The following is a 25147-nucleotide window of genomic DNA, read 5'->3' on the forward strand; positions in this document are numbered from 1 at the left end:
TCCGCGCGCCTCCAGAGCGGCAAATACTGCGATCTCGCGGAGGGTGGCGGAGGGAGGCGGAGAGTGAAGGGGCGCGGTCAGGCCGGGCGGTGCTCCCGATCCCTCCGCGGGACGAGGGCCAGGGCGACGACGGGCAACGCCGCGACGACGAGGAAGCTCCCGGCGAACCCCACCGCGCCGACCAGGGCGCCGACCCCGGGTCCGACCGCCGACGCCGCCACGAACTGCCCCGTGTTCTGCGCCCCGAGCGCCCGACCCGACCAGTGCGGCCCCGCGGCCTCGGCGACGGAGGTGAACGCGAGCCCGTTGTCCGCCACGGTCACGGCGGTCGCCACGACGAGGAACACGGCGGCGGCGGCCAGGTGCGTCGCGTCGACGGCCGCGAGGACGCCCATCACGACGGCGGCGGACACGGCCACGACGCGCAGGGGTCCGACGCGGGACCCGGCACGGTCGCTCCACAGCCCGACGACGATCCGGCCGAGCGCACCGACGAACTGCGACGCGCCGACGAGCACCCCGGCGGCGAGCGCGCTCCAGCCGAGGTCCCGCGTCAGCCACACGAGGCCGTACGTCGAGAGCGTGAACTGGGGCACGACGAGCAACACGGACACGGCGTGGATGCGCCAGAGGAACGCGGATTCGCGGTAGGGGTTCGTCACGACCTCCGCGGCGTCCCGGGTCGGACGCGGCGGATCCACCACGGCGAGCGCACAGCAGACGGCGAGCACGGCGGTGAGCGCGATCGGCAGCACGAGCGCCGCCCGGACCCCCGCGCTCCCGGCGATGGTCGGGACGGTCAGCGCCGCGAGCGTGACCCCGAGCGGCTGCGACATCTGACGGATCCCCATCGCGAGTCCGCGCCGGTGCTTCGGGAACCAGCCGACGACCACGCGGCCGCTGGCGGCGTTCGTCGAGGCGCTCGTCATCCCCGCGGCGAGGAACGCGACGCCGAGGAGGACCGGGCTCCCCGCGGCGAGCAGGGCGCCGGTCGTGGCGAGGGCGGTGAGCACCAGGCCCCCGGCGATGACGACGCGCTCGCCGTGTCGGTCGGTCACGGCGCCCCAGGCGATGAGGGTCAGGACCATGCCGAACGTCGGCGCGCCGGCCAGGAACCCCGCGGCCGTGAGCGGCATGCCCTGCCGGGTGAGGAGGGGGATGAGGAACGCGGGCGCCGAGACGACGAGCGTCCCCGCGGCCTGTGCGGCGACGCCGAGGGCGAGCATGACCCACGCCCTCGTCGGGGTCACCGTCGTCGTCGCCATGTCACCGCCTCCCGAGCGTTGGTATACCAAGACGGTATACCATCGCGCAGGCCCCTCGGCTACGCTGACCGACCGTGACCGCACCGATCGACGCCGCGCCCGTGTCGCAGACCACCCTGCTCTACGACAACCTGCGGGCCGCGATCCTGTCGCTCGGCATCGCGCCCGGCGAGCGGATCTCGGAACGCGGTCTGGAGGCCCGGTTCCACGCCTCACGCACGCCCGTCCGGGCAGCGCTGTCCCGTCTCGAACGCGAGGGCCTCATCCTGCACGAGGGGCGGTCGTGGACCGTCACGCCGATCGACCTCGACGAGATCGCAGCGCTCGCCGAACTCCGCGTCGTGCTCGAGCCGGCCGCCGCCCGTCTGGCGGTGGAGCGCGCGACGGACGCGGCGCTCGCCGAGGTCCGGGCGCACCTCGAGACCCTCCGTCCGGCGCCCGACGAGGCCGCCGGCGTGCAGGCCGGCAGCACGTTCCACCTCGACCTCGCCACGCTCGGCGGCAACCGGTTCGTCACCGAGGCGATCGCCGACGCGATGACCCGCCTGGAACGGAGCCGGTGGCTCGAGGTGCGCACGCCCGAGGCCCGGGACGCCGCGTGGGACGAGCACAGCGCCATCCTCGACGCCGTGGCGAGGCGGGACGCGGACCGCGCCGCGGAGCTCCTCGCCGCCCACGTCTCCGGCACGAACGACCGCCTCATGGCGTTCATCGCGCAGGAGCGGCGCCGCCTGCGCGGTGCCGGCATGGCCGTGGTCGGGAGCAGCACGCTCGACTGACGCCGCGCCTCCCGGCCGACGCCGCGTCTCCGGGCCGACGTCGGACGGGAGGAGCAGCATGGGTCGCGTGCACCGCCTCCAGACCGTCCCGCCGTTCGGCGACCTGCCCACCCCCGACGGCGTCGACGTCGTCGGGGTCGACCTGCCCGTCGGTCGGCTGACCGCGTACCGCGGCCTGCCGGACGGCCCGAGCCGCGGCAGCGTCCTGCTCGTGCCCGGGTTCACCGGGTCGAAGGAGGACTTCCGCCCGCTCGTGCCGCTCCTGCGCGATGCGGGGTGGTCGGTGCTCGCGATGAGCAGGCGGGGGCAGGGGGACTCGGCGGCGCCCGCGGACCCGGCTGCGTACACGCTCGACGAGGAAGCGGCCGACGTCGTCCGGGTCGCGGCCCTGGTCGACGACGGCGCGCCCGTGCACCTGCTCGGGCACTCACTGGGCGGTGTGATCGCGCGGGCGGCGGCCGTCGCGAGCCCGAGCGCGTTCCGGTCCGTCACGATGTTGTGCTCCGGGCCACACGGGTGGCCGAACCGGATGTTCCTGGCCCGGCGTCTGGCGGCGGAGCAGGGCAACCGGGCGCTGTTCGACGCCCAGAACCCGATCGCGATCGGCGTCGCGGACGCGGCCCTCGACCAGGCGACGCGGTTCGCCCGCATGCGGATGGACCGGTCGAGCACGGTCGGCATCACGACGACGGCCGCGATCCTCGAGCTGGCCGACGACACCACCGCGGCGCTCCGGGACACCGGGCTGCCGACCCTCGTCGCGCACGGCGAGGACGACGCAGCGTGGCCGCAGGTGTGGCAGCACGACATGGCCGAACGGCTCGGCGCGCGGTACGCGGTGATCCCGGACAGCGCGCACAGCCCGGCGATCGAGGCTCCGGAGGCGACCGCGAGGTTGCTCGACGGGTTCCTCGCGGACGCCTGAGCGCCGGACGCACGGAGCGCCGGTCCTTCCGGGTAGGTTCGGCAGCGACCCCACCCGAGGAGGCCACGTGTCCGGTGCCGCGATCGCCGTCGACGACTTCGTGATGCGGTTCGGTGACCGCACGGTGGTGGACGGCCTGTCGTTCCAGGTGGGTGCGGGTGAGACCTTCGGACTGCTCGGCAGCAACGGTTCGGGCAAGACGACCACGATCCGGGCGCTCCTCGGCATCACCGAGCCGACGTCCGGCTCCCTGACGATCGACGGCGCCCGCTACCGGGCCACGGCAGGCGGCGGGGTCGGGTACCTGCCCGAGGACCGCGGGCTCTACCGCAAGGAGACCGTCCTCGACGTCATGACGTACTTCGCGCGGCTCAAGGGGATGACGTCGCGGCACGCGAGCGTGTGGTCGCAGGCGTACCTCGAGCGCGTCGGGCTCGCCGACAAGGGGCGGCTCCGCGTCGACAAGCTGTCCGGCGGTCAGCAGCAGAAGGTCCAGCTCGGCATCACGATCATGGACCGGCCCCGGCTGCTCATCCTCGACGAGCCGACCAAGGGCCTGGACCCGGTGAACCGGCGGTTGCTGCTCGACCTCGTCGACGAACGCCGGGCCGACGGCGCGACCGTCATCCTCGTGACGCACCACATGGACGAGGTCGAGCGGCTCTGCGACCGGATCCTGCTCCTCCGTGACGGCGTCGCGGCGGCGTACGGGTCGATCCCCGAGGTGCAGGACCTGTTCGGCGGGGCCGTCGCCCGCGTGCACGCCGAGCGCGAGGTCCCCGTGAGCCCGCGCTACCGCGTCATCCGGCGCGAGGGTCACGTGACCGACCTGGCGCCGACCGAGCCGACCGACGGCGCGGACCTCCTGGCCTCGCTCGTCGCGGCAGGCATCGGCGTGACCGGGTTCGAGATGCGGCGCATCCCGCTCGACGAGATCTTCGTGCAGGTCTACGGGCACGACGCCGGTGTCGAGACGCCCGTGCCCACGCCGGTCGCGGCGGAGGCCCGGGCGTGAGCGGGCGGTTCGGCAGCGGCCGGCTGGGCACCGTCGTTCGGTTCGAGTTCGTCCGCACCATCAAGAAGCCGTCGTTCTGGATCGGCACGCTGGCGCTCCCCGTGCTCATCGTCGTCGTCGGGCTGCTCGTGGGCGCGGGCAACGCGGCCGGAGCCGACTCCGTCACGAGCATCGGTGCGGCGACGAAGGTCCCGTTCACGTACGTCGACCACTCGGGTCTCGTCTCGGAACGGGTCGCGGCACGGTGGGGAGGCACGCCCACGTCCGACGCGCGGGCGGCGGTCGCCCGCGTCCGGGCCGGCACGCTCGACGCCTTCGTCGAGTTCCCGGCCGACCCGGCGACGGGCACGATCGAGGTCGCGGCACGCGACGCCGGACTCTTCGGCAACCAGAAGTACGCGAACACGGCGACGAAGGTCCTGCACGCGAGCGTCGCCGCGCGCGTGCACGACCCGGAGGCCGTCCGGCTCCTGCGGGGGACCCCCGCCACGAACGTCACCGCCTACGCGCACGGACACGTCGCCCCCGGATGGGCGTCCGCGCTCCCGCCGATGGTGTTCGCGGCGGCGTTCTTCGCGCTCGTGCTGTTGCTGGCGGCGCGCATGGTCACGGTCGTGGTCGAGGAGAAGGAGAACCGCATCTCCGAGATGATCCTGACGACGCTCGACGCGACCGTGCTCGTCCGCGGCAAGGTGATCGCGATGCTGCTCGTCGTGCTCGTGCAGCTCGCGGTGTTCCTCGTGCCGTCGCTCGCGACGATCGGGGTCGTCCTGCCCGTGCTGGCGGCGCGGTTCGGGCCGATCCCCGTCGACCCGTGGCGGATGCTCGTCGGGGCGCTGCTGCTCGTCGGCGGCGTGCTCCTGGCGTCGAGCCTGTTCGTGACGGTCGGCGCCGCGGTGCCGACCATCAAGGACGCCAGTGCGCTGCAGTCGGTGGCGCTGTTCTCGGTGCTCATCCCCGTGTACGCGGTGTTCTTCGTGCTGACGAACCCGACGTCCCCGGTGACGGCCGTGTTCACGTATTTCCCGACGTTCACGCCGGTCACCGCGATGCTCCGGAACGCGATGGGGACCCTGGACCCGGTCGCGTCGGTGGTGTGCGTCCTCGAGCTCTACGTGGCGGCGTTCCTCGTCCTCCGCTTCGCGGTGTTCCTCTTCCGGCACTCCGTCGCGCAGTACGGCAGCAAGGTGACGCTGCGGCAGGTGCGGTCCTGGCGGTCCGCGCGCCGACCGACGGACTCGTCCTCGGCCTCCTGACCGGTCACACGCCGACTTGCGTCAGGTCGACGCAACTTTTGACACGTGGACTTGACGTCCAGCTGGTGGTGAGTAAAGTTGAGTCCAGCAGGCGCAAGTCCTGCGACGACTTCCATCGGTCCCGCCGCGACGGCAGGGCCAGCACCAACAGAAGGAGACCCAACACATGGGACGTGCAGTAGGCATCGACCTCGGAACGACCAACTCGGTCGTCTCGGTCCTCGAGGGTGGTGAGCCCACCGTCATCGCGAACGCCGAGGGCATGCGCACCACGCCGTCGATCGTGGCGTTCACGAAGGACGGCGAGGTCCTCGTCGGCGAGACCGCCAAGCGGCAGGCCGTCACGAACGTCGACCGCACCATCGCCTCGGTCAAGCGCCACATGGGCACGAACTGGAAGGTCGACGTCGACGGCAAGGGGTACACCCCGCAGGAGATCTCGGCGCGCATCCTCGGCAAGCTCAAGCGCGACGCGGAGCAGTACCTGGGCGAGGACGTCACCGACGCCGTCATCACGGTGCCGGCGTACTTCAACGACGCCGAGCGGCAGGCCACGAAGGAGGCCGGTGAGATCTCCGGCCTCAACGTGCTCCGCATCATCAACGAGCCCACCGCCGCGGCGCTCGCGTACGGCCTCGACAAGGGCAAGGAGGACGAGCTCATCCTCGTCTTCGACCTCGGTGGTGGCACCTTCGACGTCTCCCTGCTCGAGGTGGGCAAGGACGACGACTTCTCCACCATCCAGGTCCGCGCCACCGCCGGTGACAACCGCCTCGGTGGTGACGACTGGGACGCCCGGATCGTCGACCACCTCGTCAAGAAGTTCAAGGACGCCCACGGTGTCGACCTGTCCACGGACAAGATCGCGCGTCAGCGCCTCAAGGAGGCCGCGGAGCAGGCGAAGAAGGAGCTCAGCTCCCAGATGAGCGCGAGCATCCAGCTCCCGTACCTCACGCTGACGAGCGACGGCCCCCTCAACCTCGACGAGACCATCTCGCGCGCGCAGTTCGAGCAGATGACCTCCGACCTGCTCGACCGCACCAAGAAGCCGTTCAACGACGTCATCCGCGAGGCCGGGGTCAAGGTCTCCGACATCGCGCACGTCGTGCTCGTCGGTGGCTCCACCCGCATGCCGGCCGTGGCCGACGTCGTGCGGCAGCTCACCGGTGGCAAGGAGCCGAACAAGGGCGTCAACCCGGACGAGGTCGTCGCCGTCGGCGCCGCGCTCCAGGCCGGTGTCCTCAAGGGCGAGCGCAAGGACGTCCTCCTCATCGACGTCACGCCGCTCTCGCTCGGCATCGAGACCAAGGGCGGCACGATGACCAAGCTCATCGACCGCAACACCGCGATCCCGACCAAGCGCAGCGAGACCTTCACGACCGCCGACGACAACCAGCCGTCGGTCGCGATCCAGGTGTTCCAGGGCGAGCGCGAGTTCACCCGCGACAACAAGGCGCTCGGCACGTTCGAGCTCACCGGCATCGCACCGGCCCCGCGCGGCATCCCGCAGATCGAGGTCACGTTCGACATCGACGCCAACGGCATCGTGCACGTGTCCGCGAAGGACAAGGGCACCGGCAAGGAGCAGTCGATGGTCATCTCGGGCGGCTCGTCGCTGTCCAAGGACGACATCGAGCGCATGGTCCGCGAGGCCGAGGAGCACGCGGCCGAGGACAAGGCGCGTCGTGAGGCCCAGGAGACCCGCAACTCGGCCGAGCAGCTCGCCTACTCGATCGAGAAGCTCATCAAGGAGAACGACGACAAGCTCCCCGCGGACGTCAAGTCCGAGGTCCAGGGTGACGTCGACGCGCTCAAGTCCGCGCTCAACGGCGACGACGACGCGGCGGTCAAGTCCGCGTTCGACAAGCTGAACGAGTCGCAGAGCAAGCTGGGCCAGGCGATCTACGCCCAGGGCCAGCAGGCCGACGCAGCCGGTGCCGCCGGTGCGACCGACGGTGCCGCGACCGGTGACGACGAGGACATCGTCGACGCCGAGGTCGTGGACGACGAGGACGACAAGAAGTAACCCATGGCAGACGAGAACCGCAACGAGAACGAACACGAGGAGCCGATCGTCCGCGACAAGCGGCGGATCGACCCCGAGACGGGCGAGCTGCGGTCGGAGTCGGCGGCGGGGGCGGACGACGCCCCCGCCGGCACCCCCGGCCAGACGTCCGAGGACGGCGGCACGGCAGACGTCGGCGGCACCGAGGACCTGGTGGATGCCGAGGACGCCGACGTCGAGCTGAGCCCGGAGGACCAGGCACTGCTCGACGACGCGGCCCGCGGCCTCCGCGAGGACACACTCACCGTCGACGAGCGCGACCTGGTCGCCGAGATGCGCGCGGACATGCTCCGGGCACAGGCCGAGCTGGTGAACTTCCGGAAGCGCGTCGAGCGCGACCGCGAGGCCAACCGCGACGCCGTGATCGCCGAGGTCGTGCGCGCGCTGCTCCCGGCACTCGACGACCTCAACCGCGCCGAGGCCCACGGCGACCTCGCCGAGGGCCCGATGCAGGTCATCGCGTCGAAGCTCCGCGGCGGGTTCGACCGCTTCGGCCTCACCCCGATCGGCGAGAAGGGCGAGAAGTTCGACCCGCAGGTCCACGAGGCGATCGTGCAGCTCCCGACGCCGGGTGCGACGGAACAGACCGTCGCCGACGTCGTCGAGCCGGGCTACAAGCTCGGCGAGCGGGTGCTCCGCGCCGCCAAGGTCGCGGTGTCGGTGCCCGCCTGACGATCGACCCCGGCGAGCGGGAGCCCGTGTGGGCTCCCGCTCGCCCCGGTTCCGGGTGCGACCCGCCCCGGGACCCCGAGACGACATGACGAAGGAGGTGTCGGTTGGCCAGTCAGGACTGGTTCGACAAGGACTTCTACGCGGTCCTCGGCGTCTCCAAGGACGCGTCGGACGCGGACATCAAGAAGACCTACCGCAAGCTCGCGCGGCAGTACCACCCGGACTCGAACCCGGGCAACGCCTCGGCTGAGGCGAAGTTCAAGGAGATCTCCGAGGCCTACTCCGTGCTCTCCGACAAGGAGCAGCGCGCCGAGTACGACCAGATCCGCGCCATGGGCTCCGGTGCGCGCTTCACGGCGGGTGCGCCGGGCGGTGCCGGTGGCTTCGAGGACGTCTTCGGCGGCATGTTCGGTGGGGGCGGCGGCGGTCAGCGCGTCCGCTTCGGCCAGGGCGGCGGCGGTGGCTTCGAGGACATCCTCGGCGGCATGTTCGGTGGGGGCGGTGGCTTCGGCCAGTCCTCCGGCGGCTACCGCGGGTTCGGCGGTCCGACGAAGGGCCGCGACGTCACCGCGTCGACCACGCTCGACTTCACGACCGCCATCGCGGGCGACACGGTCAAGCTGACGCAGGGCTCCGGACGCCCCGTCAACGTCCGCATCCCCGCCGGTGTGGCCGACGGCCAGAAGATCCGGCTCAAGGGTCGGGGCGAGCCGAGCCCCGACGGTGGCGAGGCCGGCGACCTCGTCGTGACCGTGCAGGTCCGCAGGCACCCGGTGTTCGAGCGCGACGGGCTGAACCTCCGCGTCGACGTCCCCGTGACGTTCGTCGAGGCCGCGCTCGGCGCCACCATCGAGGTCCCGACGCTCGGCGGCGGCCCGGTCAAGCTCCGGGTGGCTCCGGGGACCCCGTCCGGACGCGTCCTGCGCGTCAAGGGCCGCGGCGTGACGACGAAGAACGGGACGGGCGACCTGCTCGCGACCGTCCAGGTCGCCGTGCCGTCCCACCTGACCCCGTCGGCACGCGAGGCGGTGGAGGCACTCGCCACGGCCCTCCCGGCCGAGAACCCGCGCGACGACCTGATCGCGCGCGCCCGGGAGTCCTGAGGCCATGGACGAGTACTCGCCGGTCCTCGCGATCGCGATGGCGGCGGAACTGGCGGGGCTCCACCCGCAGACGCTGCGGCAGTACGACCGGCTCGGGCTGGTCGTGCCGCAGCGGACGCGGGGTGGGTCCCGCCGGTACTCCATGCGCGACGTCACGCAGCTGCGCGAGGTCGCCCGGCTCGGCGCCGAGGGCGTCAGCCTCGAGGGCATCCGCCGCGTGATCGACCTCGAGAACGAGAACACCGCGCTCCGCGCCCGGGTCCGCGAGCTCGAGAGCGCACTCGCCGACGAGCTCATCAGCCGTCCCGGCGCTCGGATCTTCGCGGCGACCATGACCGGAGGCGCGGTGCCGCTCCGTGCGGGGTCCCGGCCGGAGCGCAACACAGCCGTCGTGCTCTGGCGTCCCCGGGGGGACTGAGGCCCCGCGTTCCCAGCGCGGCCCGGTAGCCTCCCACGATGCCCTCGTTCGACTTCGTGGACCACTTCCGGCGTTTCCCGGAGGTCGAGGAGCCCGATCTCATGGCGATCGACGGCACCGACCGGTTCATGCTCGACGAGGCGCCGCTCATCCACGGCGACGCCCTCCGACACCCGGGGGCCGTGACCGTCGTCGACGACCAGTTCGGGGTGCTCACCCTCGGCGTGATCGCCCTGCACGGCGCGAGCGAGGTCCGCGTGCTGCAGGACTCGCTCGTGGGGGAGCGGGCGCTCGCCGCGAACGCCGGCACGTTCGGCCGCGGCGGTTTCCAGCACCCGCAGAACGACGAGGAGGCGTTCGAGGACGCGCGCCTCGTGCTGTTCCGCCTGCCGAAGTCGCTCGACCGGCTCGACGAGATCGCCCGGGCGGTGGCGCGGTTCGCCGCTCCGGACGTCGTGCTCCTGGCCGGGGGCCGGACGAAGTACATGACGCTGTCGCAGAACGACGTCCTCCGCCGCTCGTTCGGTGATGTCACGGCGAGCCGCGGACGGCACCGCTCCCGCCTGCTCGTCGCGACGGACCCGCTCCGCGCCGCGGCGAACCGCGCGTCGATCACGGACCCGTGGCCCCGCCGGGTGTTCTCGGACGAGCTCGGGTTCACCGTCGCCGCGCACGGCGGTGTGTTCGCGGGCACGGCGCTCGACCAGGGCACGCGGGTGTTGCTCGACGTGGCGGACGAGGCGGTGCCCGGAGCCCGTGACGTGGTCGACCTCGGGTGCGGCAGCGGGGTGATCGCGACCGCGGTGGCGCGCCGTCGGCACGGGGTGCACGTCGTCGCGACCGACGTCGCCACGTCGGCCGTGACCTCGGCGCGGCTGACGGCGGACCTCGCGGGGGTCGGCGACCGGGTGACGACGGTGCGGTCCGATGCCGGCGACGAGCTCGACGACGAGAGCGCCGACCTCGTGCTGTGCAACCCGCCGTTCCACGACGAGACCGCGGTGACCACGGACGTCGCGGTGGAGATGTTCCGGCACGCGGCCACGGTCCTCCGCCCCGGCGGCGAGCTCTGGGTCGTCTGGAACTCGCACCTGCGCTACCGCCCGATCCTGGAGCGCCTCGTGGGGCCGACCCGGCAGGTCACGCGCACCCCGAAGTTCACGGTGACGGCCTCGACGCGCCGCTGAGCTCGTCCGTCGCCGCGCGCCTCGCGCCTGCGCGCCCCAGCGACAACTGCGCCGTCGTTGACGCGCGCACTCGTCGCGGGCGAGCGCACTCTCGCGCACTCGTCGCGGGCGAGCGCACTCTCGCGCGCACTCGTCGCGGGCGAGCGCACCCTCGCCGGTCATGGTCGCAGCGGTAGCCCCGCACCGAGCAGTTTGCGCGCGAGGTCGTGGCGCCGAAAGAGCTCCGCCCACCGAACGCGGCGGACGGCTCGGACCTCGGGCAGCGCCCGCACCCAGTCCTCCCGGTACTTCTCGTCGATGACGACCTGCTCGGCGCTCCGGCCGCCACGGAGTGCCGGATCGCGGTACTTCCCCTCGCCGTCGAACTCGAGCACGACGCCCTGGTCCGGGAACCAGAAGTCGACACGGGCGAGGCTGCCGCGCGGTGAACGGAACTCGTGCTGGAGCACGGGCGTCGGTGCGCTGAGTTCGTGCAGCACGACCCGCATCAGGCTCTCGCCGACGGACTCCGCTCGGGCGTCGGCGAACGCGATCGCCCGAGTGGCTCGTGCCGCCCCGCGAGGCCCCGCGTCGTCGACCAATGCGAGGACGGACCGACGGTCGAGGCCCCGCCGGAGCGCCTGATCCAGCACGATCACCGACGAGCGGAAGGCCATGGTGCGGGCGAGGTCGGCGGCCGTGACGGTGGGGCTGCTCGCGCGCACCAGGTGGCCGAGCACCGTGACGGCGATGCTGTCGGTGGACGTGGTGGGGTGGAGCACGACGGAGCGGCGGCGGGTCTCGCTGCGGACCCGGTCCGGCTCGGTGAGGGCGACCCGGTCCGGCCACCCGCCGAGGACCGACCAGTCGTGGACCGCGGCGGCCGAGCAGTGCGCGACGATCCGGCGTTCCCCCAGTGTCGGCGCGACGGCCGCGATCCGGACGAGGTGTCGCTCACGCTCGTCGAGGCGCTCCCACGCGTCCCGGTGGACGTAGGTTCCGCGGAGGAGCCGGACCAGCGTCGGTTCGCGCGCCGTGCCTCCCGGCTGTGCCAGCAGGGCGGCGCGTTGCAGCGAGCGAGCGACGTCCGGCGGGGTGCGGACGTCGACGCGGATGAGTTCGAGCATCTGCCGATGCTCCCGGTCTCGGCGTCGTCGCGCTGGCGCTCTCCACAGGGCGGGCGTGCAGTGCGCGCCGGAACGACGAAGTGCGCGGTCAGACGACCGCGCACTTGTCGTTGTCACGCGCACTCCGGGGAGCGAAGCCGCGCGCGCCGGCCCTCAGGCGGGCACGTAGTCGAACGTGTCGGGGTCCGGCCCGGTCCGCTGCCCCTTGTCGAGCGACGTGATGTCGGTCATGTCCTCGCCCGAGAGCTCGAAGTCGAACAGGGCGAAGTTCTCCTCGACGCGGGATCGGGTGACCGACTTCGGGAACACGATGTCGCCGCGCTGGATGTGCCAGCGGAGCACGACCTGCGCGGGCGTCTTGTCGAGGGCCGAGGCGATGCGGGTGATCGTCGGGTCGTCGAGCACGAGGCCCTGCGCGATCGGGGACCACGCCTCGGTGGCGATCCCGAGCTCGCTGTCGGCCGCACGCAGCGGATCCTGCACGAGGTAGGGGTGGACCTCGATCTGGTTCACCGCGGGGGTGACCGTCGTCTCGTCGCGCAGACGGTGCAGGTGGTGCGCCTGGAAGTTCGAGACGCCGATGGAGCGAGAGGTCCCCGCGTGGTAGAGCTCCTCGAGCGCCTTCCACGTCGGCACGAAGTCGATCACGGTCGCCAGCGGCCAGTGGATGAGGAACAGGTCCATGTAGCCACCGAGCAGCTCGGCCGACTTCTTGCCGTTCTCGAGCGCGGCGTCGGGAGCGTGGAACCCGTTGTTGAGCTTCGAGGTGATGAAGATCTCCTCACGGGGGATCCCCGATGCGGCGACGGCCTCGCCGACCTCCTTCTCGTTGCCGTACATCTCGGCCGTGTCGATGTGGCGGTAGCCGACCTCGAGGGCGGTGAGCACCGCCTCCTTGGTCTGCTCCGCGGGGATCTGGAACACCCCGAAGCCGAGCTGCGGGATGGTGCGGCCGTCGTTCAGGGTGATGTCGGGAACGGTGCTGGTCACGGTGCTCCTTCGTCTGGGTGGTGGTGCCGGGCGGCACCCGTGCCGAGCGGCACCCGTCGAGTCAACACCCCGCTCCGAGCGAACGCTCCGGGAACGTCCGGCCGGGGTCGGCCCGGAGGCCCGGCACCCGTCCAGCGGGCGCGTCCGGCCGGGAGGCCCGGCACCCGTCCGGCTGGCGCGTCCGGCCGGGAGGCCCGGCACCGCCCGCGGCAGGTCCGGTCCGGGAGGCCCGCCTCCCGCCCGGTGATCGGGTCCGGTCCCTCAGATGGCCAGCGAGGCCGTGATGTAGGAGCGCAGCGCCTCGCCGTAGGCCGTCGCGGCGTCCGGCGCGGCGAAGGTCCGCTCGACGTCGTCGATGCGGCAGGTCACGGTGTGCACGACGCCCCGGTCCGCGGTCTCGATGCGCGTGAGCCCCACGAACGCCGGCCCGAGCAGCGTCCGGAGCTGGTCCTCGCGCGGGATCCAGAGTGCGTCGTCGGCCGCCACGGAGTCGAGTGCCCACTCGGTCGTGCCGTTGAAGCCGAGGATCGTGCCGCTCGGGTACTCGTGCTTCTCGATCGTCATCTCGGACACGGTGTAGACGTCGTCGTCGACCCCGGGCTTGTCGATGACGAAGCGGTCCCCGGTCTCGGGGTGCCACCGGAGTCCCGCCTCGCGCAGGGTCCGGGCCAGGTCGACGCTGATCATGGCTCCACCATGCCACGCGGTGGTGGATCCGGACTCGGGTGCCGCCGACCGCCGGTACACGGAGTCTGACGGAGTGTCGTGGACGCAGGGACTAACATTCCGTCGCAGCTCAAGGCGGCGCCCCCGGGAGGTCCGGGGACCGCGCCGCAAGGTGACGACGACCGGAGCGGTGGGGGCCCGACGCGGCCGATGCCGCACCGTGTCCCGACCGCCGGCACCGCAGCGCGGGGCCGAGAGAAGGACCCAGATGACCCTCGAACGCGAGGAACTGCGAACCGACTGGACCGCCATGCTCGCGGAGGACGCCGCGAGCGGGGTGCCCACGGGCCTCCCTGCGGGGGTCCGCGGCACGGCGATCCCGGCGACGGTGCCGGGGCAGATCCACACGGACCTGGAGCGTGTGGGCCTCGTGCCCGACCCGACGCGCAACCGCGACGAGGAGCTCGTGCGCTGGGTCGGCCAGGCCGACTGGGCGTACCGGCGGCGGATCGACGTCGACCCGCGCGGACACGACCGGGTCGACCTCGTCGCGGACGGTCTCGACACCGTGGCGTCGCTGTCCCTCGACGGCGTGTCGATCGGGTCGACACGGAACATGCACCGGCGCTACCGGTTCGACCTGCGGGACCGGACCGGGGGCACGAACGAACGCACGGACCGCGAGCTCGAGATCCTGTTCGAGTCGCCCTACCGCGAGACCGAGCGCATGGCGGACCGGTTCGGCAGCATGCCCGGCCCCTACGACGAGCCGTTCGCGTACGTGCGGAAGATGGCGTCGAACTTCGGCTGGGACTGGGGCCTGACGTGCGTGACGAGCGGACCCTGGCGCCCGATCGCCATCGAGCGCTGGTCGACCGCCCGGCTGCGCGACGTCCGTCCACTCGTCGACGTCGAGGCGGGCGAGGGCGTCCTCGACGCGCACATCGCGATCGAACGCTCCGGTCCGACGCCGGCCGGTGCGACGACGGCGGACCGCGACCACGACGGTGAGGACGACGACCTCGTGCTCGTCGTCACGGTGTCCGGGCACGACACGAAGCAGCGGTCGCGGGTGACGGTGACGCCGAAGGAGGACGAGGCCGTCGTGACGGTCCGGATCCCCGACGCGCGGCTCTGGTGGCCCCGGGGGTACGGCGAGCAGGCGCTGTACGACGTCGAGGTGCAGGTGCAGACCACCGACGGCGAGGTCCTCGACCGCGACGTGTTCCGGACGGGCTTCCGGTCCCTCCGGGTCGACACCGAGCCCGACGCCACCGGCCGCCCCTTCACCATCGTGGTGAACGGCGTGCCGATCGACGTGCGCGGGGTGAACTGGATCCCCGACGACGTCATCGTGTCCCGGGTCGACCGTGCCCGGTACGCCGCGCGGCTCGCCCAGGCGACGGCGTGCAACGCGAACCTCGTGCGGGTGTGGGGCGGCGGCGTGTACGAGTCGCGGGACTTCTACGAGGAGTGCGACGCCCGGGGCCTGCTCGTGTGGCAGGACTTCCTGTTCGCCTGCTCCGCGTACCCCGAGGGCGAGCCCATGCGCTCCGAGGTCATCGCCGAGGCCCGGGACAACGTGGCGCGCCTGAGCCGGCACCCGAGCCTGGTCGTCTGGAACGGCAACAACGAGAACATCTGGCTCCACGACGACATGGGCTGGGCGGCGGAGCTCGGTGACCGACCGTGGGGCCTCGACTACTACCTGGACCTGCTGCCGACCATCGTCGACGCGGTGGACCCGTCGCGCTTCTACACGGCGGCGAGCCCCTGGTCCGGCGACGAGCGCGTGTACGCGAACGACGTCGACCACGAGACCCACCACTCGTGGCAGGTCTGGAACCAGATCGGCGACGAGCACTACCGCGACAGCGTGCCGCGGTTCGTCAGCGAGTTCGGCTGGCAGGCACCCCCGCAGTGGCGGACGATCCGGGAGGCCGTCGACGACGACCCGATGACCCCGACGTCGCCCGGCGTCGTGCACCACCAGAAGGCCGAGGACGGCATGGGCAAGCTCGCCCGTGGCCTCGCGCCGCGGTTCCCCGTGCCGCAGGGCGACACCGACGACGTGTTCGACCGCTGGCACTACCTGACGCAGCTGCAGCAGACCCGGGCGATCGCGACGGGTGTGGAGCACTGGCGCACCCACTGGCCGCACAACACGGGCGTCGTGGTGTGGCAGCTCAACGACCTGTGGCCGGTCGCGTCGTGGTCGGCCGTCGACGGCGCCGGACGTCCGAAGCCCCTGTTCCACGAGCTGCGTCGCCTGTACGACGACGTGCTCCTGGCGATCGTGCCGATCGAGCCGCCCGCGGCGGGGGAGCGGGACCGGCCCCTCGACGGACGGGACCGTGCCGCCGACCCGGGAGGCGCGCACCCCGCGACCCTGTCCCTCCCCGTCCCCGGGGCGGCCGACCCCGCCACCGAGCCGGGCCGTCCGACGGTCGGCAGCGACGAGGAGGCCCTCGGGGACCTCGCAGACACCGCGGTCCTCGACCCCGGGACCGTGCGCGGTCGACGACGCGACCGGGAGGCGGACCGCCGCGTGCCCGTCGAGATCGCGATCCGGTCCTCCCGGCGGGGACTGACGACGACGGTGCGGGTGCGGCGGATCGACCTGACCGGACGGATCCTTCAAGAGGTCGTGCTGCCGGTCGAACTCGCCGGGCCGGGCGTGCTGCGGCTCGCGGTGCCCGACCACGTCGGTGTCGTCGACGACCCCGCCGAGGAACTCATCGTGGCGGACATGGACTGGCGCCGGGCGGTGTGGACGCCCCTGCCGGACCAGGAGATGCACTGGCGGCCGGCCGAGTACCGCGTGTGGGTCGAGGACGCCGCGTCGGGGTCGGTGCTCACGGTCGAGGCGCAGGGGCTCGTCCGCGACCTGCTCGTCCAGCCCGACCGGGTGAGTCCGACGGGCCGCGTCGACCGCGGGTTCATGACGCTGCTGCCGGGGGAGCGCGTGCCCTTCCGGCTCGACGGCGTCCGGGCCGACCGGAGCGCCGAGCTCGTGCGGGCGCCCGTGCTGCTCACGCTCGACCGGGTGCTCGCGGACGAGGCCGCGGCCGCCAGTACCCGCTAGCCCGGGCGGCACCGAGCCTGTCCTGAGAGCATCCCGGTGCCACTGGGCTTCCGGGCGAGGCGGCGTTACCATGGAGCATCACGGACTCCCCGGGGTCGCTTCGACGGCGATGCGCTCCCGACGAGTTCCAGACAAGGAGTGGACATCATGTTCCAGGGCCTCACCGGCATCCACCTGATCATCATCCTCGGCATCATCGTGCTGCTGTTCGGTGCGACGAAGCTGCCGGCCCTCGCCAAGGGTCTGGGGCAGTCGATCACCATCTTCAAGAAGGAGATGGAGACCAACCACGACGCTCCGACCACGACGACCACGACCACGACGGCGGCGCCGCAGGCCGGCACCGTGCAGCCGACCGTGCAGCAGGAGCCGGTCCTCAACCCGGCCCCGTCGGTCCAGCCGCAGTCGGACCACCGCGTCTGAGACACCGCGTCCGGGTCGCCGCGCGCGGCCCGCTGCATACCCCGCCGGCACCGCCGGAGGACTCCCAGCCCCGGGACCGAGACCGCCGCAGCCTCTGTGAGGCGCGGCGGTCTCGTCGTTCCCGCCGCAGCCTCTGTGAGGCGCGGCGGTCTCGTCGTTCCCGCCGCAGCCTCTGTGAGGCGCGGCGGTCTCGTCGTTCCCGGGGATAGCGTCGGTGGCGGTGCCCGACGCGTGGGCGCCGAGAGGAGGCCCCCATGGGCAAGGTGTGGTTCATCACGGGCACGTCCCGCGGACTCGGCCGTGAGTTCGCCCTCGCTGCCCTGGGGCGCGGTGACCGGGTCGCGGCGACGGCGCGCGACGCGGCGACGCTCGACGACGTGGTGGCCGCCTACGGTGGCGCGGTCCTGCCGCTGACGCTCGACGTCACCGACCGCGCGCAGGTCGACGACGCGGTCCGCCGCGCGCACGAACGCTTCGGACGCCTCGACGTGGTGGTCAACAACGCCGGGTACGGCCACTTCGGGTTCGTCGAGGAGCTCACCGACGCCGAGCTCCAGGACCAGCTCGACACGAACCTGTTCGGGGTGCTGCACGTGACGCAGGCGGTGCTCCCGATCCTGCGGGCGCAGGGCTCCGGTCACATCGTGCAGATCTCGACGATCGGCGGCATCGCGGCGTTCCCGATGATCGGGGCGTACCACGCGTCGAAGTGGGCGCTCGAGGGGCTGACCGAGGCCCTCGCGCAGGAGGTGCGCGGCTTCGGCGTCGACGTGACGCTCGTCGAGCCCGGCGGGTTCTCGACGGACTGGGCCGGGTCGAGCGCCCGGCACTCCGCGCCCATGCCGGCGTACGACGGGCTCCGTGAGCAGGTCCTCGCGGGGCGGGCCGCCGCGAGTGCCGGCCGGGGTGACCCCACGGCGACCGGGGCGGCGCTGCTCCGCATCGTCGACGCCGACGACAAGCCCCTGCGGGTGCTGTTCGGGGAGCAGCCGACGCACCTCGTCAAGACGCTCTACGCCGACCGCCTGCGGACCTGGGTGGAGTGGGAGCCGGTGTCGCTCGCTGCGCAGGGCGGGACGCACGCCGGCGAGCCGGCCGCCGGATGACCGACGGGGCCGACGGATCCGGCGCGTCCGACGGATCCGGCGCCTCCGACGGATCCGGCGCGCCCGGCGCGTCCGGCGCGTCCGGCAGCGTCGACGCCGATCGGCCGGGAGGCCCGGCACCCCTCCACCGCGACCGTCGCGTCGTGCTCGTGGTCGCCGTCCTCGCCACGTTCGTCGTCGGCCTCGACAGCAGCGTCGTGAACGTCGCCCTGCCGTCGATCGGCCGGGAGCTCGGCGGCGGGATCGTCGTGCAGCAGTCGACGGTCGACGCCTACCTCGTGACCCTCGGGGCGCTCATCCTGGTCGCGGGCTCGGTGTCCGACCTCGTCGGGCGGGTCCGGGTCGTCACCTGGGGACTCGTCCTGTTCGGGCTCGCGTCGGTCGCGTGTGCGATCGCCCCGACGGGCGGCGTGCTCGTGGGCGCGAGGGCCGTGCAGGGCGTCGGGGGCGCGCTCGTGACGCCGAGTTCGCTCGCGCTCGTCATCGCCGCGTACCGGGGTGCGGCACGGGCCCGGGCGATCGGCACGTGGACGGCGTGGTCGAGCGCGTCGGTCATCGCCGGGCCCGTGATCGGTGGGGTCGTGGTGGACTCGATCGGCTGGCGCTGGGTGTTCGTCCTCACGGCGGCGCCGATCGCGGTGACGATCCCGCTCGTCCGTCGGGTCACCGGGGACGTGCGCGCGACGGACCGGCCCGCGATCGACGTCGTGGGTGCCGGCCTCGCCGTGCTCGGGGTGGGGGCGCTCGTCCTCGGTCTCATCGAGCAGGAACGCCTCGGATGGGCGTCGCCGCTCGTGGTCGTCGCACTCGCCGTCGGGGTGGGGGCGCTCGCCGTGTTCGTGCCGTGGGAGCGCCGCGTGGTGGCCCCGTTGCTGCCCCTCGACCTGTTCCGTGCCCGGTCGTTCACGGTCGGGAACCTCACGACGCTCGCGGTCTACGGCGCGCTCGGCCTGTCCGGGTTCACGGTGACGCTGTTCCTGCAGGAGGTCTGGGGGCTCTCCGCCTGGCTGGCGGGCGTGGCGACCCTGCCCCCGACGCTCGTGCTGCTCGGGTTCTCCACGACGGTCGGGCGGTGGTCCGGCCGCACGGGGCCCCGGTGGTTCATGGCGGGCGGCCCGGTGCTCGCGGGGCTCGGCGTCCTGGTCATGCTCGGCGCCGGGGACCGCCCGCGGTACTTCGCGACCGTGTTCCCGGGCATGCTCCTCATGGGTGTCGGGTTGACCCTCATGGTGGCGCCGTTGACGAGCGCCGTGCTCGGGTCCGTCGCGGAGACGCGGGCGGGTGTCGGCTCGGCCGTGAACAACGCGGTCGCCCGGATCGCGAGCCTGGTGCTCGTGGCCCTGGCGGGGGTCGTGCTCGGCGCCGACGGCATGAGCGTGGCCGGCTTCCACCGCGCGGTCGTCGTCATGGCCGCGTTGCTCGTGGCGGGCGGCACCGTGTCCGCGATCGGCATCAGGAACCCGCGCCGCGATCTCCCGACGCTGGCGGACGCGGTGCCGTCGGAGTAAACTTGAGTCAACAGGACTCAAGGTGCCGGAACCACCGCACCAGGACATCAGGACCACAGGAAAGGACGCCCCCATGGCCAACCTGCAGGGCGCTCCCGCGTCGCAAGAGCAGCAGAAGACCGCACTCGAGCAGTACGGCGTCGACCTCACGGCGATCGCGCGGAGCGGCAAGCTCGACCCGGTGATCGGACGCGACTCGGAGATCCGCCGCATCTCGCAGGTGCTCACGCGCCGGACCAAGAACAACCCCGTGCTCATCGGCGAGCCCGGCGTCGGCAAGACCGCCGTCGTCGAGGGGCTCGCGCAGCGCATCGTCGCCGGTGACGTCGCCGACAGCCTCAAGGACAAGCGGCTCGTCTCGCTCGACCTCGCCGCGCTCGTCGCCGGGGCGAAGTACCGCGGCGAGTTCGAGGAGCGCCTCAAGGCCGTCCTCAAGGAGATCGACGACTCCGACGGCCAGGTCATCACGTTCATCGACGAACTCCACACGCTCATGGGCGCCGGCGGGGGCGAGGGCTCCGTGGCCGCCGCGAACATGCTCAAGCCGATGCTCGCCCGCGGTGAGCTCCGCCTGATCGGAGCGACCACGCTCGACGAGTACCGCGAGTACATCGAGAAGGACGCCGCGCTCGAACGCCGGTTCCAGCAGGTGTACGTCGGTGAGCCGAGCGTCGAGGACACCGTCGCGATCCTCCGTGGGCTCAAGGAGCGCTACGAGGCGCACCACAAGGTCACGATCGCCGACTCCGCCCTCGTCGCCGCCGCGGCCCTGAGCGACCGCTACATCACCGGTCGGCAGCTGCCCGACAAGGCCATCGACCTCATCGACGAGGCCGCGTCGCGCCTCCGGATGGAGATCGACTCGAGCCCCGTCGAGATCGACGAGCTGAAGCGGAGCGTCGACCGCCTCATGCTCGAGGAGTTCGCGCTCAAGAAGGAGAAGGACGACGCCTCGAAGGACCGCCTCGAGAAGCTCCGCGCCGACCTCGTTGAGCGGCAGGAGCGCCTGACAGAACTGCAGCAGCGCTGGGAGCTCGAGCGGGCCTCCCTGAACCGCGTCGGTGAACTGAAGACCCGGCTCGACGACCTCCGCATGCAGGCCGAGCGCGCCCAGCGCGAAGGCAACCTGGAGCGGGCCTCCCGGCTGCTCTACGGCGAGATCCCGGTGATCGAGCGGGAACTCGCGGAGGCCGAGCGCAACGAGCCGGCCGGTCCGCAGATGGTGAACGACCGCGTCACCGACGAGGACATCGCCGCCGTCATCGCCGCGTGGACCGGCATCCCCATGGGGCGGCTGCTCCAGGGCGAGACCGAGAAGCTCCTGCACCTCGAGACCGAACTCGGCAAGCGGATCATCGGTCAGCGCGAGGCCGTCACGGCCGTGTCCGAGGCCGTCCGGCGTTCCCGGGCGGGCATCTCCGACCCCGACCGCCCGACCGGGTCGTTCCTGTTCCTCGGCCCGACCGGCGTCGGCAAGACGGAGCTCGCGAAGGCGCTCGCCGACTTCCTGTTCGACGACGAGAAGGCCCTCGTCCGCATCGACATGAGCGAGTACGGCGAGAAGCACTCGGTCGCGCGACTCATCGGCGCCCCGCCCGGGTACGTCGGGTACGAGGCCGGCGGCCAGCTCACCGAGGCCGTCCGTCGCCGCCCGTACTCCGTGATCCTGCTCGACGAGGTCGAGAAGGCGCACGCCGAGGTCTTCGACGTCCTGCTCCAGGTGCTCGACGACGGCCGGCTGACCGATGGTCAGGGCCGCACGGTGGACTTCCGGAACACGATCCTCGTGCTCACGTCGAACCTCGGGTCGCAGTTCCTGACCGACCCGTCGCTCGGTGCTGCGGAGCGCGAGGAGTCCGTCCGCGCCATGGTGCAGCAGGCGTTCCGGCCGGAGTTCGTCAACCGCCTCGACGACATCGTCGTGTTCCAGGCGCTGACGACCGACGACCTCGGTCAGATCGTGTCGCTCTCCGTCGACCGGCTCGCGACGCGGCTCACGGACCGTCGGCTCGAGCTCGCGGTCACGCCCTCGGCCCGGACCTGGCTGGCGGAGCGCGGGTACGACCCGGTGTACGGCGCGCGGCCGCTGCGTCGCCTCATGCAGCGGCAGATCGACGACCAGCTCGCCCGGGCACTGCTGGCGGGCGACGTCCGCGACGGCGACACCGTCCGCGTCGACGTCGCCGACGACGGGGAGTCGCTGACGGTCGAGCCGTTCGTGGTGCCGGAGTTCGTCGAGTAGCGCTCGGCGGGACGGACGGGAGGCGCGGGGTGCGGAGGACGCACGCCGCGCCTCCCGTCCGTGGTGCGGGTGACCGACGCCGTGCCTCCGGGCGATCCGGCGGGTGAGACATCGCGTGGGCAGCGCCATGTCGTGTACGCGGAAGGTGCGGATCCCGGACCCGGGGCCCTACCCTCCACGGGATGCGGGTGCTGGTGGTGGATGACGAGCAGTCCCTCGCCGAGTTGATCGCCCGTGGGTTGGAACGGCAGGGGATGACCGTCGACGTGGTGTTCCGCGGCGACGAGGCGGACGAACTCCTGGCGGTGAACGACTACGACGTCGTCGTCCTGGACCGTGACCTGCCCGGGCTCCACGGCGACGAGGTCGCTCGTCGCTGCACCGCCCGTGGTGGGTGCACGCGGGTGCTCATGCTGACCGCCGCGACGACCCTGGCGGACCGCGTGGCCGGGCTCGAGCTCGGCGCCGACGACTACCTGCCCAAGCCCTTCGAGTACCCGGAGCTCGTCGCGCGGGTGCGGGCACTCGGCCGCCGGAGCGCCCCCGCTGCGCCGCCGGTGCTCGGGCACGACGGGATCGTGCTCGACACGAACCGGCTCATGGCCACCCGCGACGGGCGCCCGCTCGACCTGACGCCCAAGGAGTTCGGGCTGCTCGAGGTCCTCCTCCGGGCCGACGGCCGGTTGGTGAGCGCGGAGGAGCTGCTCGAGAAGGTGTGGGACGTCAACGTCGACCCGTTCACGTCCGCCGTGCGCGTGACGATGTCGAAGCTCCGCCGCAAGCTCGGTGAGCCCGATCCGATCAGGACGGTGCCGGGCAAGGGGTACGCGCTGTGACGACCGGGTCGGGGCGCGCCGACGGGTCGCGCCCGGGTCGAGGACCGCGGATGCGGTGGAGCATCCACACGCGCACCGCGGTGGCGTTCGGCGGCCTGTCGATGGTGCTCGCCGCGGCGGTCCTGGTGTTCGTGAACCTCATGACGCAGCGCGGGATCGTGACGGTGCTCGAACTCGACGACGGCGGAGCGTGTCCCCGCGCCGACGTCGCGGGGTGCGGCACGAGCGCGAGCCCGGTGTGGACCGTCCCCGAGGCGACCGCGTCGGCGCGCGCGGCGCTGCCGGGTGCGCCCCCTCCGGAGGGCCACACCGGCCCGAGCGGGTCCCTCGCCGGCGTCGCCCGTGTCGGGCAGCTGGTGGCGTCGCAGCAGTGGCTGTGGTCGGCGGTCGGCATCGGGACGGCCGGCCTGGTCGCCGCCGGTGCCGGCTGGCTGGTCGCCCGGGCCGTGCTCCGTCCGATCGGTGTGATCCGCGCGACCGCGGAGCGGATCTCGGCGACGACCCTGCACGAACGCATCGACCTCGGCGGCCCCGACGACGAGGTCCGACGGCTCGCGGACACGATCGACGCGTTGTTCGGACGGCTCGAGCAGGCGTTCGAGGGGCAACGTCGCTTCGTCGCCCAGGCCTCCCACGAGCTGCGGACGCCGCTCGCCCTGCAACGGGCCGCGATCCAGATCGGGCTCGAGGACGACGCCGACCCCGACACGATCCGCGCCGTCCGCCAGGAGCTCCTCGACGCGAACCGGCGGAACGAACAGTTGGTCGAGGGCCTGCTCGACCTGGCGGAGGCGGAACGGGGTGTCACCGGTCGGGCCCAGGAGGTCGACCTCGCGGACGTCGTCGAGGGCGCCGCGGCCGCGTCCCGGACTCGTGCGCGGTCCGCGGGCCTGGACCTCCACGTCCAGCCGGGCGACGGCCTCCGGGTGGCGGGCGATCCGGTGCTCGTCCGGCACCTCGTCGAGAACCTCGTCGACAACGCGCTCGAGTACAACCGACCGGACGGGTTCGTGCGCATCGAGGTGACCCACGACGGGCTCGTCGTCGAGAACAGCGGGCCACTCGTGTCACCGGAGACCGCCCGCACCCTGACCGAGCCGTTCACGCGCGCGGAGCAGCAACACGCGGGCCGTCGACACAGCGGCATCGGGTTGTCGGTCGTCGACGCCGTCGTGCGGGCGCACGGGTGGCGCCTGGCGATCACGCCCCGGTCGGCGGGCGGCCTGGTGGTCCGCGTCCACGGTGTTTCGCCCGTGTGACCGTCGACCGGACGCCCGCGAAACGGCCCGCCCGCTGGACTGTCCGCATGGAACGAACCAGTGACACCGACCGGCCGCGGAGGAGGCCCCGTGCGGCGCTCCTCCTGTCCTCCACGATGGCGCTCGCGGTGAGCGTCGTCCTGTCCGGGTGCTCCGACGCGCCCGGATCCTCGTCCTCGCGCGGGGGCTCCAGCTCCGTCGGCGCCGCCGCGTGGGGCTCCTGCATGCGGGACGCGGGGTTCGACATCGAGGACCCGTCCGAGGCGGAGTGGTCCTCCGGAGTCGTCCGTGCTCCGTCCGGGGTGGACGGTGACGCGTTCCAGCGTGCGTCCGCGAGCTGCCGGGGGGACGACGCGCCCAGGGCCTCCGACGAGCAGAAGGCCATCTGGGACCAGGAGCTCCGCGACTTCTCGGCGTGCATGCGGGAGCACGGCCTCGACGACTTCCCGGAGCCGGAGCCGGAATCGGGGCTCGACTACGGCAAGTACGCCGAGGAACCGCTGCGCGACTCACCGACCGTCACGCAGGCCGACGAGGAGTGCAGCGATCGGTACCTCGCCGACTGGGGGACGACCGGATGACCCGGGAGACGCCGTTCACCGAACCCGGTCGCCGGGAGGCGGCGACCACGACGCACAGGAGGACCACCATGACCATGACCACGACCACGAGGTCGCTCCGCGATGACGGACGGCGCTCCGGACTCGGCGGGTCGGTACCGACCCACGGGGTCCGGGTGACGCTCGCCGTCGTCCTCGCCCTGCTCAGCGTGACCGGCGCGACCGGCTGCGCGGCTGAGAGCGGGCGGGACGAGGCGGGCCGCACCCGCTCGTCGGCACCGAGCGCGGACGCGAACGCGTTCTCGGCGTGCATGCGGGACCGGGGGATCCCGATGGAGGACAGCGACCCGACGCAGGGGGGCGAACGTGCAGCGGTACCGGAAGGCGTCGACCCCGACGCCTACCAGCGTGCACTCGTGTCGTGCGCGGAGGAACGCGCCGGTGGTGCCGAGCCCGCGGAGGCGGTGGACGCCGATCCCGAGGTGTCCCGGTGCATGCGCGAGCACGGGATCACCGATTACCCCGACCCCGTGCACGGCCAGGTGGACTACGACCCCGGTGACCCGCCCTCGAGCGCGTTCCTCGCGGCCGAGGAGACGTGCTGGAAGCAGGTCCACGGCGCGGAGATCGCGAAGTGAGCCGCCGCGTACGGCCGGCGCGACGACCCACGCGGCCCACGCG

Annotated in this window: 22 protein-coding genes; 18 read left to right on the forward strand and 4 right to left on the reverse strand. The window is 72.7% G+C overall.

The window, feature by feature from the left end:
• Positions 1–77 precede the first annotated feature (77 nt).
• Entirely contained in the window at positions 78–1265 is a 1188-nt protein-coding gene (locus DEI82_RS00355) for an MFS transporter (RefSeq protein ID WP_111035431.1), read from the reverse strand.
• Positions 1266–1339: 74 nt separating this feature from the next.
• Here DEI82_RS00355 and DEI82_RS00360 point away from each other — a divergent pair, with 74 nt between their 5' ends.
• From DEI82_RS00360 to DEI82_RS00400, 9 genes are all read left to right on the forward strand, one after another.
• Positions 1340–2044 (forward strand): GntR family transcriptional regulator, encoded by a 705-nt coding sequence (locus tag DEI82_RS00360; RefSeq protein ID WP_111009680.1) that lies wholly within the window; start codon positions 1340–1342, stop codon positions 2042–2044.
• A 58-nt stretch (positions 2045–2102) separates the two neighbouring features.
• Entirely contained in the window at positions 2103–2969 is an 867-nt protein-coding gene (locus DEI82_RS00365) for an alpha/beta fold hydrolase (protein WP_111035432.1), read from the forward strand.
• Positions 2970–3036: 67 nt separating this feature from the next.
• Entirely contained in the window at positions 3037–3984 is a 948-nt protein-coding gene (locus DEI82_RS00370) for an ABC transporter ATP-binding protein (RefSeq protein ID WP_258368529.1), read from the forward strand.
• On the forward strand, positions 3981–5240 hold the full coding sequence (locus DEI82_RS00375; RefSeq protein ID WP_111012248.1) for an ABC transporter permease: 1260 nt from the start codon (positions 3981–3983) through the stop codon (positions 5238–5240). Before DEI82_RS00370 ends, DEI82_RS00375 begins: the two co-directional genes overlap by 4 nt.
• 166 nt (positions 5241–5406) lie before the next feature.
• Positions 5407–7266: a molecular chaperone DnaK gene (dnaK, locus tag DEI82_RS00380; RefSeq protein WP_111009677.1), complete on the forward strand. Its 1860-nt coding sequence runs from the start codon at positions 5407–5409 to the stop codon at positions 7264–7266.
• A gap of 3 nt (positions 7267–7269) precedes the next feature.
• Positions 7270–7977 carry a nucleotide exchange factor GrpE gene (locus DEI82_RS00385; protein ID WP_111035433.1) on the forward strand — a complete coding sequence of 236 codons (708 nt, stop codon included), beginning with the start codon at positions 7270–7272 and terminating at the stop codon, positions 7975–7977.
• Between the two features lie 104 nt (positions 7978–8081).
• Positions 8082–9080 carry a DnaJ C-terminal domain-containing protein gene (locus DEI82_RS00390; protein ID WP_111035434.1) on the forward strand — a complete coding sequence of 333 codons (999 nt, stop codon included), beginning with the start codon at positions 8082–8084 and terminating at the stop codon, positions 9078–9080.
• Positions 9081–9084: 4 nt separating this feature from the next.
• Positions 9085–9498, forward strand: a complete 414-nt coding sequence (locus DEI82_RS00395; RefSeq protein WP_111009674.1) for a heat shock protein transcriptional repressor HspR — start codon at positions 9085–9087, stop codon at positions 9496–9498.
• A gap of 38 nt (positions 9499–9536) precedes the next feature.
• Positions 9537–10685 (forward strand): class I SAM-dependent methyltransferase, encoded by a 1149-nt coding sequence (locus tag DEI82_RS00400; RefSeq protein ID WP_111035435.1) that lies wholly within the window; start codon positions 9537–9539, stop codon positions 10683–10685.
• Between the two features lie 158 nt (positions 10686–10843).
• On the opposite strand, the gene DEI82_RS00405 is transcribed toward DEI82_RS00400, so the two are convergent.
• The 3 genes from DEI82_RS00405 to DEI82_RS00415 all read right to left on the reverse strand — a co-directional run bounded on the left by DEI82_RS00405 (position 10844) and on the right by DEI82_RS00415 (position 13468).
• Positions 10844–11791, reverse strand: a complete 948-nt coding sequence (locus DEI82_RS00405; protein ID WP_111035436.1) for a hypothetical protein — start codon at positions 11789–11791, stop codon at positions 10844–10846.
• A gap of 153 nt (positions 11792–11944) precedes the next feature.
• Positions 11945–12781: an aldo/keto reductase gene (locus DEI82_RS00410; protein ID WP_111009671.1), complete on the reverse strand. Its 837-nt coding sequence runs from the start codon at positions 12779–12781 to the stop codon at positions 11945–11947.
• A gap of 261 nt (positions 12782–13042) precedes the next feature.
• Entirely contained in the window at positions 13043–13468 is a 426-nt protein-coding gene (locus DEI82_RS00415; protein WP_111012416.1) for a pilus assembly protein CpaE, read from the reverse strand.
• A gap of 247 nt (positions 13469–13715) precedes the next feature.
• On the opposite strand from DEI82_RS00415, the gene DEI82_RS00420 reads away from it, so the two are divergent.
• The 9 genes from DEI82_RS00420 (at position 13716) to DEI82_RS00460 (ending at position 25104) form a co-directional block, all read left to right on the forward strand.
• Positions 13716–16532, forward strand: coding sequence for a glycoside hydrolase family 2 protein (locus DEI82_RS00420; RefSeq protein WP_111035437.1), 2817 nt, complete (start codon positions 13716–13718; stop codon positions 16530–16532).
• Between the two features lie 147 nt (positions 16533–16679).
• Complete coding sequence (gene tatA, locus DEI82_RS00425; RefSeq protein ID WP_111012417.1) at positions 16680–16955, forward strand: twin-arginine translocase TatA/TatE family subunit; 276 nt, start codon at positions 16680–16682, stop codon at positions 16953–16955.
• Between the two features lie 254 nt (positions 16956–17209).
• Positions 17210–18061: an SDR family oxidoreductase gene (locus DEI82_RS00430; RefSeq protein WP_111035438.1), complete on the forward strand. Its 852-nt coding sequence runs from the start codon at positions 17210–17212 to the stop codon at positions 18059–18061.
• Entirely contained in the window at positions 18058–19569 is a 1512-nt protein-coding gene (locus DEI82_RS00435) for an MFS transporter (RefSeq protein ID WP_111035601.1), read from the forward strand. Before DEI82_RS00430 ends, DEI82_RS00435 begins: the two co-directional genes overlap by 4 nt.
• Before the next feature lie 73 nt (positions 19570–19642).
• Positions 19643–21811, forward strand: coding sequence for an ATP-dependent Clp protease ATP-binding subunit (locus tag DEI82_RS00440; protein WP_111009667.1), 2169 nt, complete (start codon positions 19643–19645; stop codon positions 21809–21811).
• Positions 21812–21993: 182 nt separating this feature from the next.
• Positions 21994–22647 (forward strand): response regulator transcription factor, encoded by a 654-nt coding sequence (locus tag DEI82_RS00445; protein WP_111009666.1) that lies wholly within the window; start codon positions 21994–21996, stop codon positions 22645–22647.
• Between the two features lie 50 nt (positions 22648–22697).
• A complete protein-coding gene (locus DEI82_RS00450; protein ID WP_111035439.1) occupies positions 22698–23906 on the forward strand; it encodes a HAMP domain-containing sensor histidine kinase in 1209 nt (402 codons plus the stop codon).
• A gap of 47 nt (positions 23907–23953) precedes the next feature.
• Complete coding sequence (locus tag DEI82_RS00455; protein WP_146242780.1) at positions 23954–24487, forward strand: hypothetical protein; 534 nt, start codon at positions 23954–23956, stop codon at positions 24485–24487.
• Between the two features lie 68 nt (positions 24488–24555).
• A complete protein-coding gene (locus tag DEI82_RS00460; protein WP_146242781.1) occupies positions 24556–25104 on the forward strand; it encodes a hypothetical protein in 549 nt (182 codons plus the stop codon).
• Positions 25105–25147 lie beyond the last annotated feature (43 nt).

Source organism: Curtobacterium sp. MCBD17_019, assembly GCF_003234555.1.
Taxonomy (GTDB): domain Bacteria; phylum Actinomycetota; class Actinomycetes; order Actinomycetales; family Microbacteriaceae; genus Curtobacterium.

Excerpts from the sequence above, each read along its gene's own strand:
- DEI82_RS00355 (WP_111035431.1), bottom strand. The coding sequence starts at position 1,265 with ATGGCGACGACGACGGTGACCCCGACGAGGGCGTGGGTCATGCTCGCC.
- DEI82_RS00365 (WP_111035432.1), top strand. The coding sequence starts at position 2,103 with ATGGGTCGCGTGCACCGCCTCCAGACCGTCCCGCCGTTCGGCGACCTG.
- dnaK (WP_111009677.1), top strand. The coding sequence starts at position 5,407 with ATGGGACGTGCAGTAGGCATCGACCTCGGAACGACCAACTCGGTCGTC.
- DEI82_RS00385 (WP_111035433.1), top strand. The coding sequence starts at position 7,270 with ATGGCAGACGAGAACCGCAACGAGAACGAACACGAGGAGCCGATCGTC.
- DEI82_RS00395 (WP_111009674.1), top strand. The coding sequence starts at position 9,085 with ATGGACGAGTACTCGCCGGTCCTCGCGATCGCGATGGCGGCGGAACTG.
- DEI82_RS00400 (WP_111035435.1), top strand. The coding sequence starts at position 9,537 with ATGCCCTCGTTCGACTTCGTGGACCACTTCCGGCGTTTCCCGGAGGTC.
- DEI82_RS00405 (WP_111035436.1), bottom strand. The coding sequence starts at position 11,791 with ATGCTCGAACTCATCCGCGTCGACGTCCGCACCCCGCCGGACGTCGCT.
- DEI82_RS00415 (WP_111012416.1), bottom strand. The coding sequence starts at position 13,468 with ATGATCAGCGTCGACCTGGCCCGGACCCTGCGCGAGGCGGGACTCCGG.
- DEI82_RS00420 (WP_111035437.1), top strand. The coding sequence starts at position 13,716 with ATGACCCTCGAACGCGAGGAACTGCGAACCGACTGGACCGCCATGCTC.
- tatA (WP_111012417.1), top strand. The coding sequence starts at position 16,680 with ATGTTCCAGGGCCTCACCGGCATCCACCTGATCATCATCCTCGGCATC.
- DEI82_RS00430 (WP_111035438.1), top strand. The coding sequence starts at position 17,210 with ATGGGCAAGGTGTGGTTCATCACGGGCACGTCCCGCGGACTCGGCCGT.
- DEI82_RS00435 (WP_111035601.1), top strand. The coding sequence starts at position 18,058 with ATGACCGACGGGGCCGACGGATCCGGCGCGTCCGACGGATCCGGCGCC.
- DEI82_RS00440 (WP_111009667.1), top strand. The coding sequence starts at position 19,643 with ATGGCCAACCTGCAGGGCGCTCCCGCGTCGCAAGAGCAGCAGAAGACC.
- DEI82_RS00445 (WP_111009666.1), top strand. The coding sequence starts at position 21,994 with ATGCGGGTGCTGGTGGTGGATGACGAGCAGTCCCTCGCCGAGTTGATC.
- DEI82_RS00450 (WP_111035439.1), top strand. The coding sequence starts at position 22,698 with ATGCGGTGGAGCATCCACACGCGCACCGCGGTGGCGTTCGGCGGCCTG.
- DEI82_RS00455 (WP_146242780.1), top strand. The coding sequence starts at position 23,954 with ATGGAACGAACCAGTGACACCGACCGGCCGCGGAGGAGGCCCCGTGCG.
- DEI82_RS00460 (WP_146242781.1), top strand. The coding sequence starts at position 24,556 with ATGACCATGACCACGACCACGAGGTCGCTCCGCGATGACGGACGGCGC.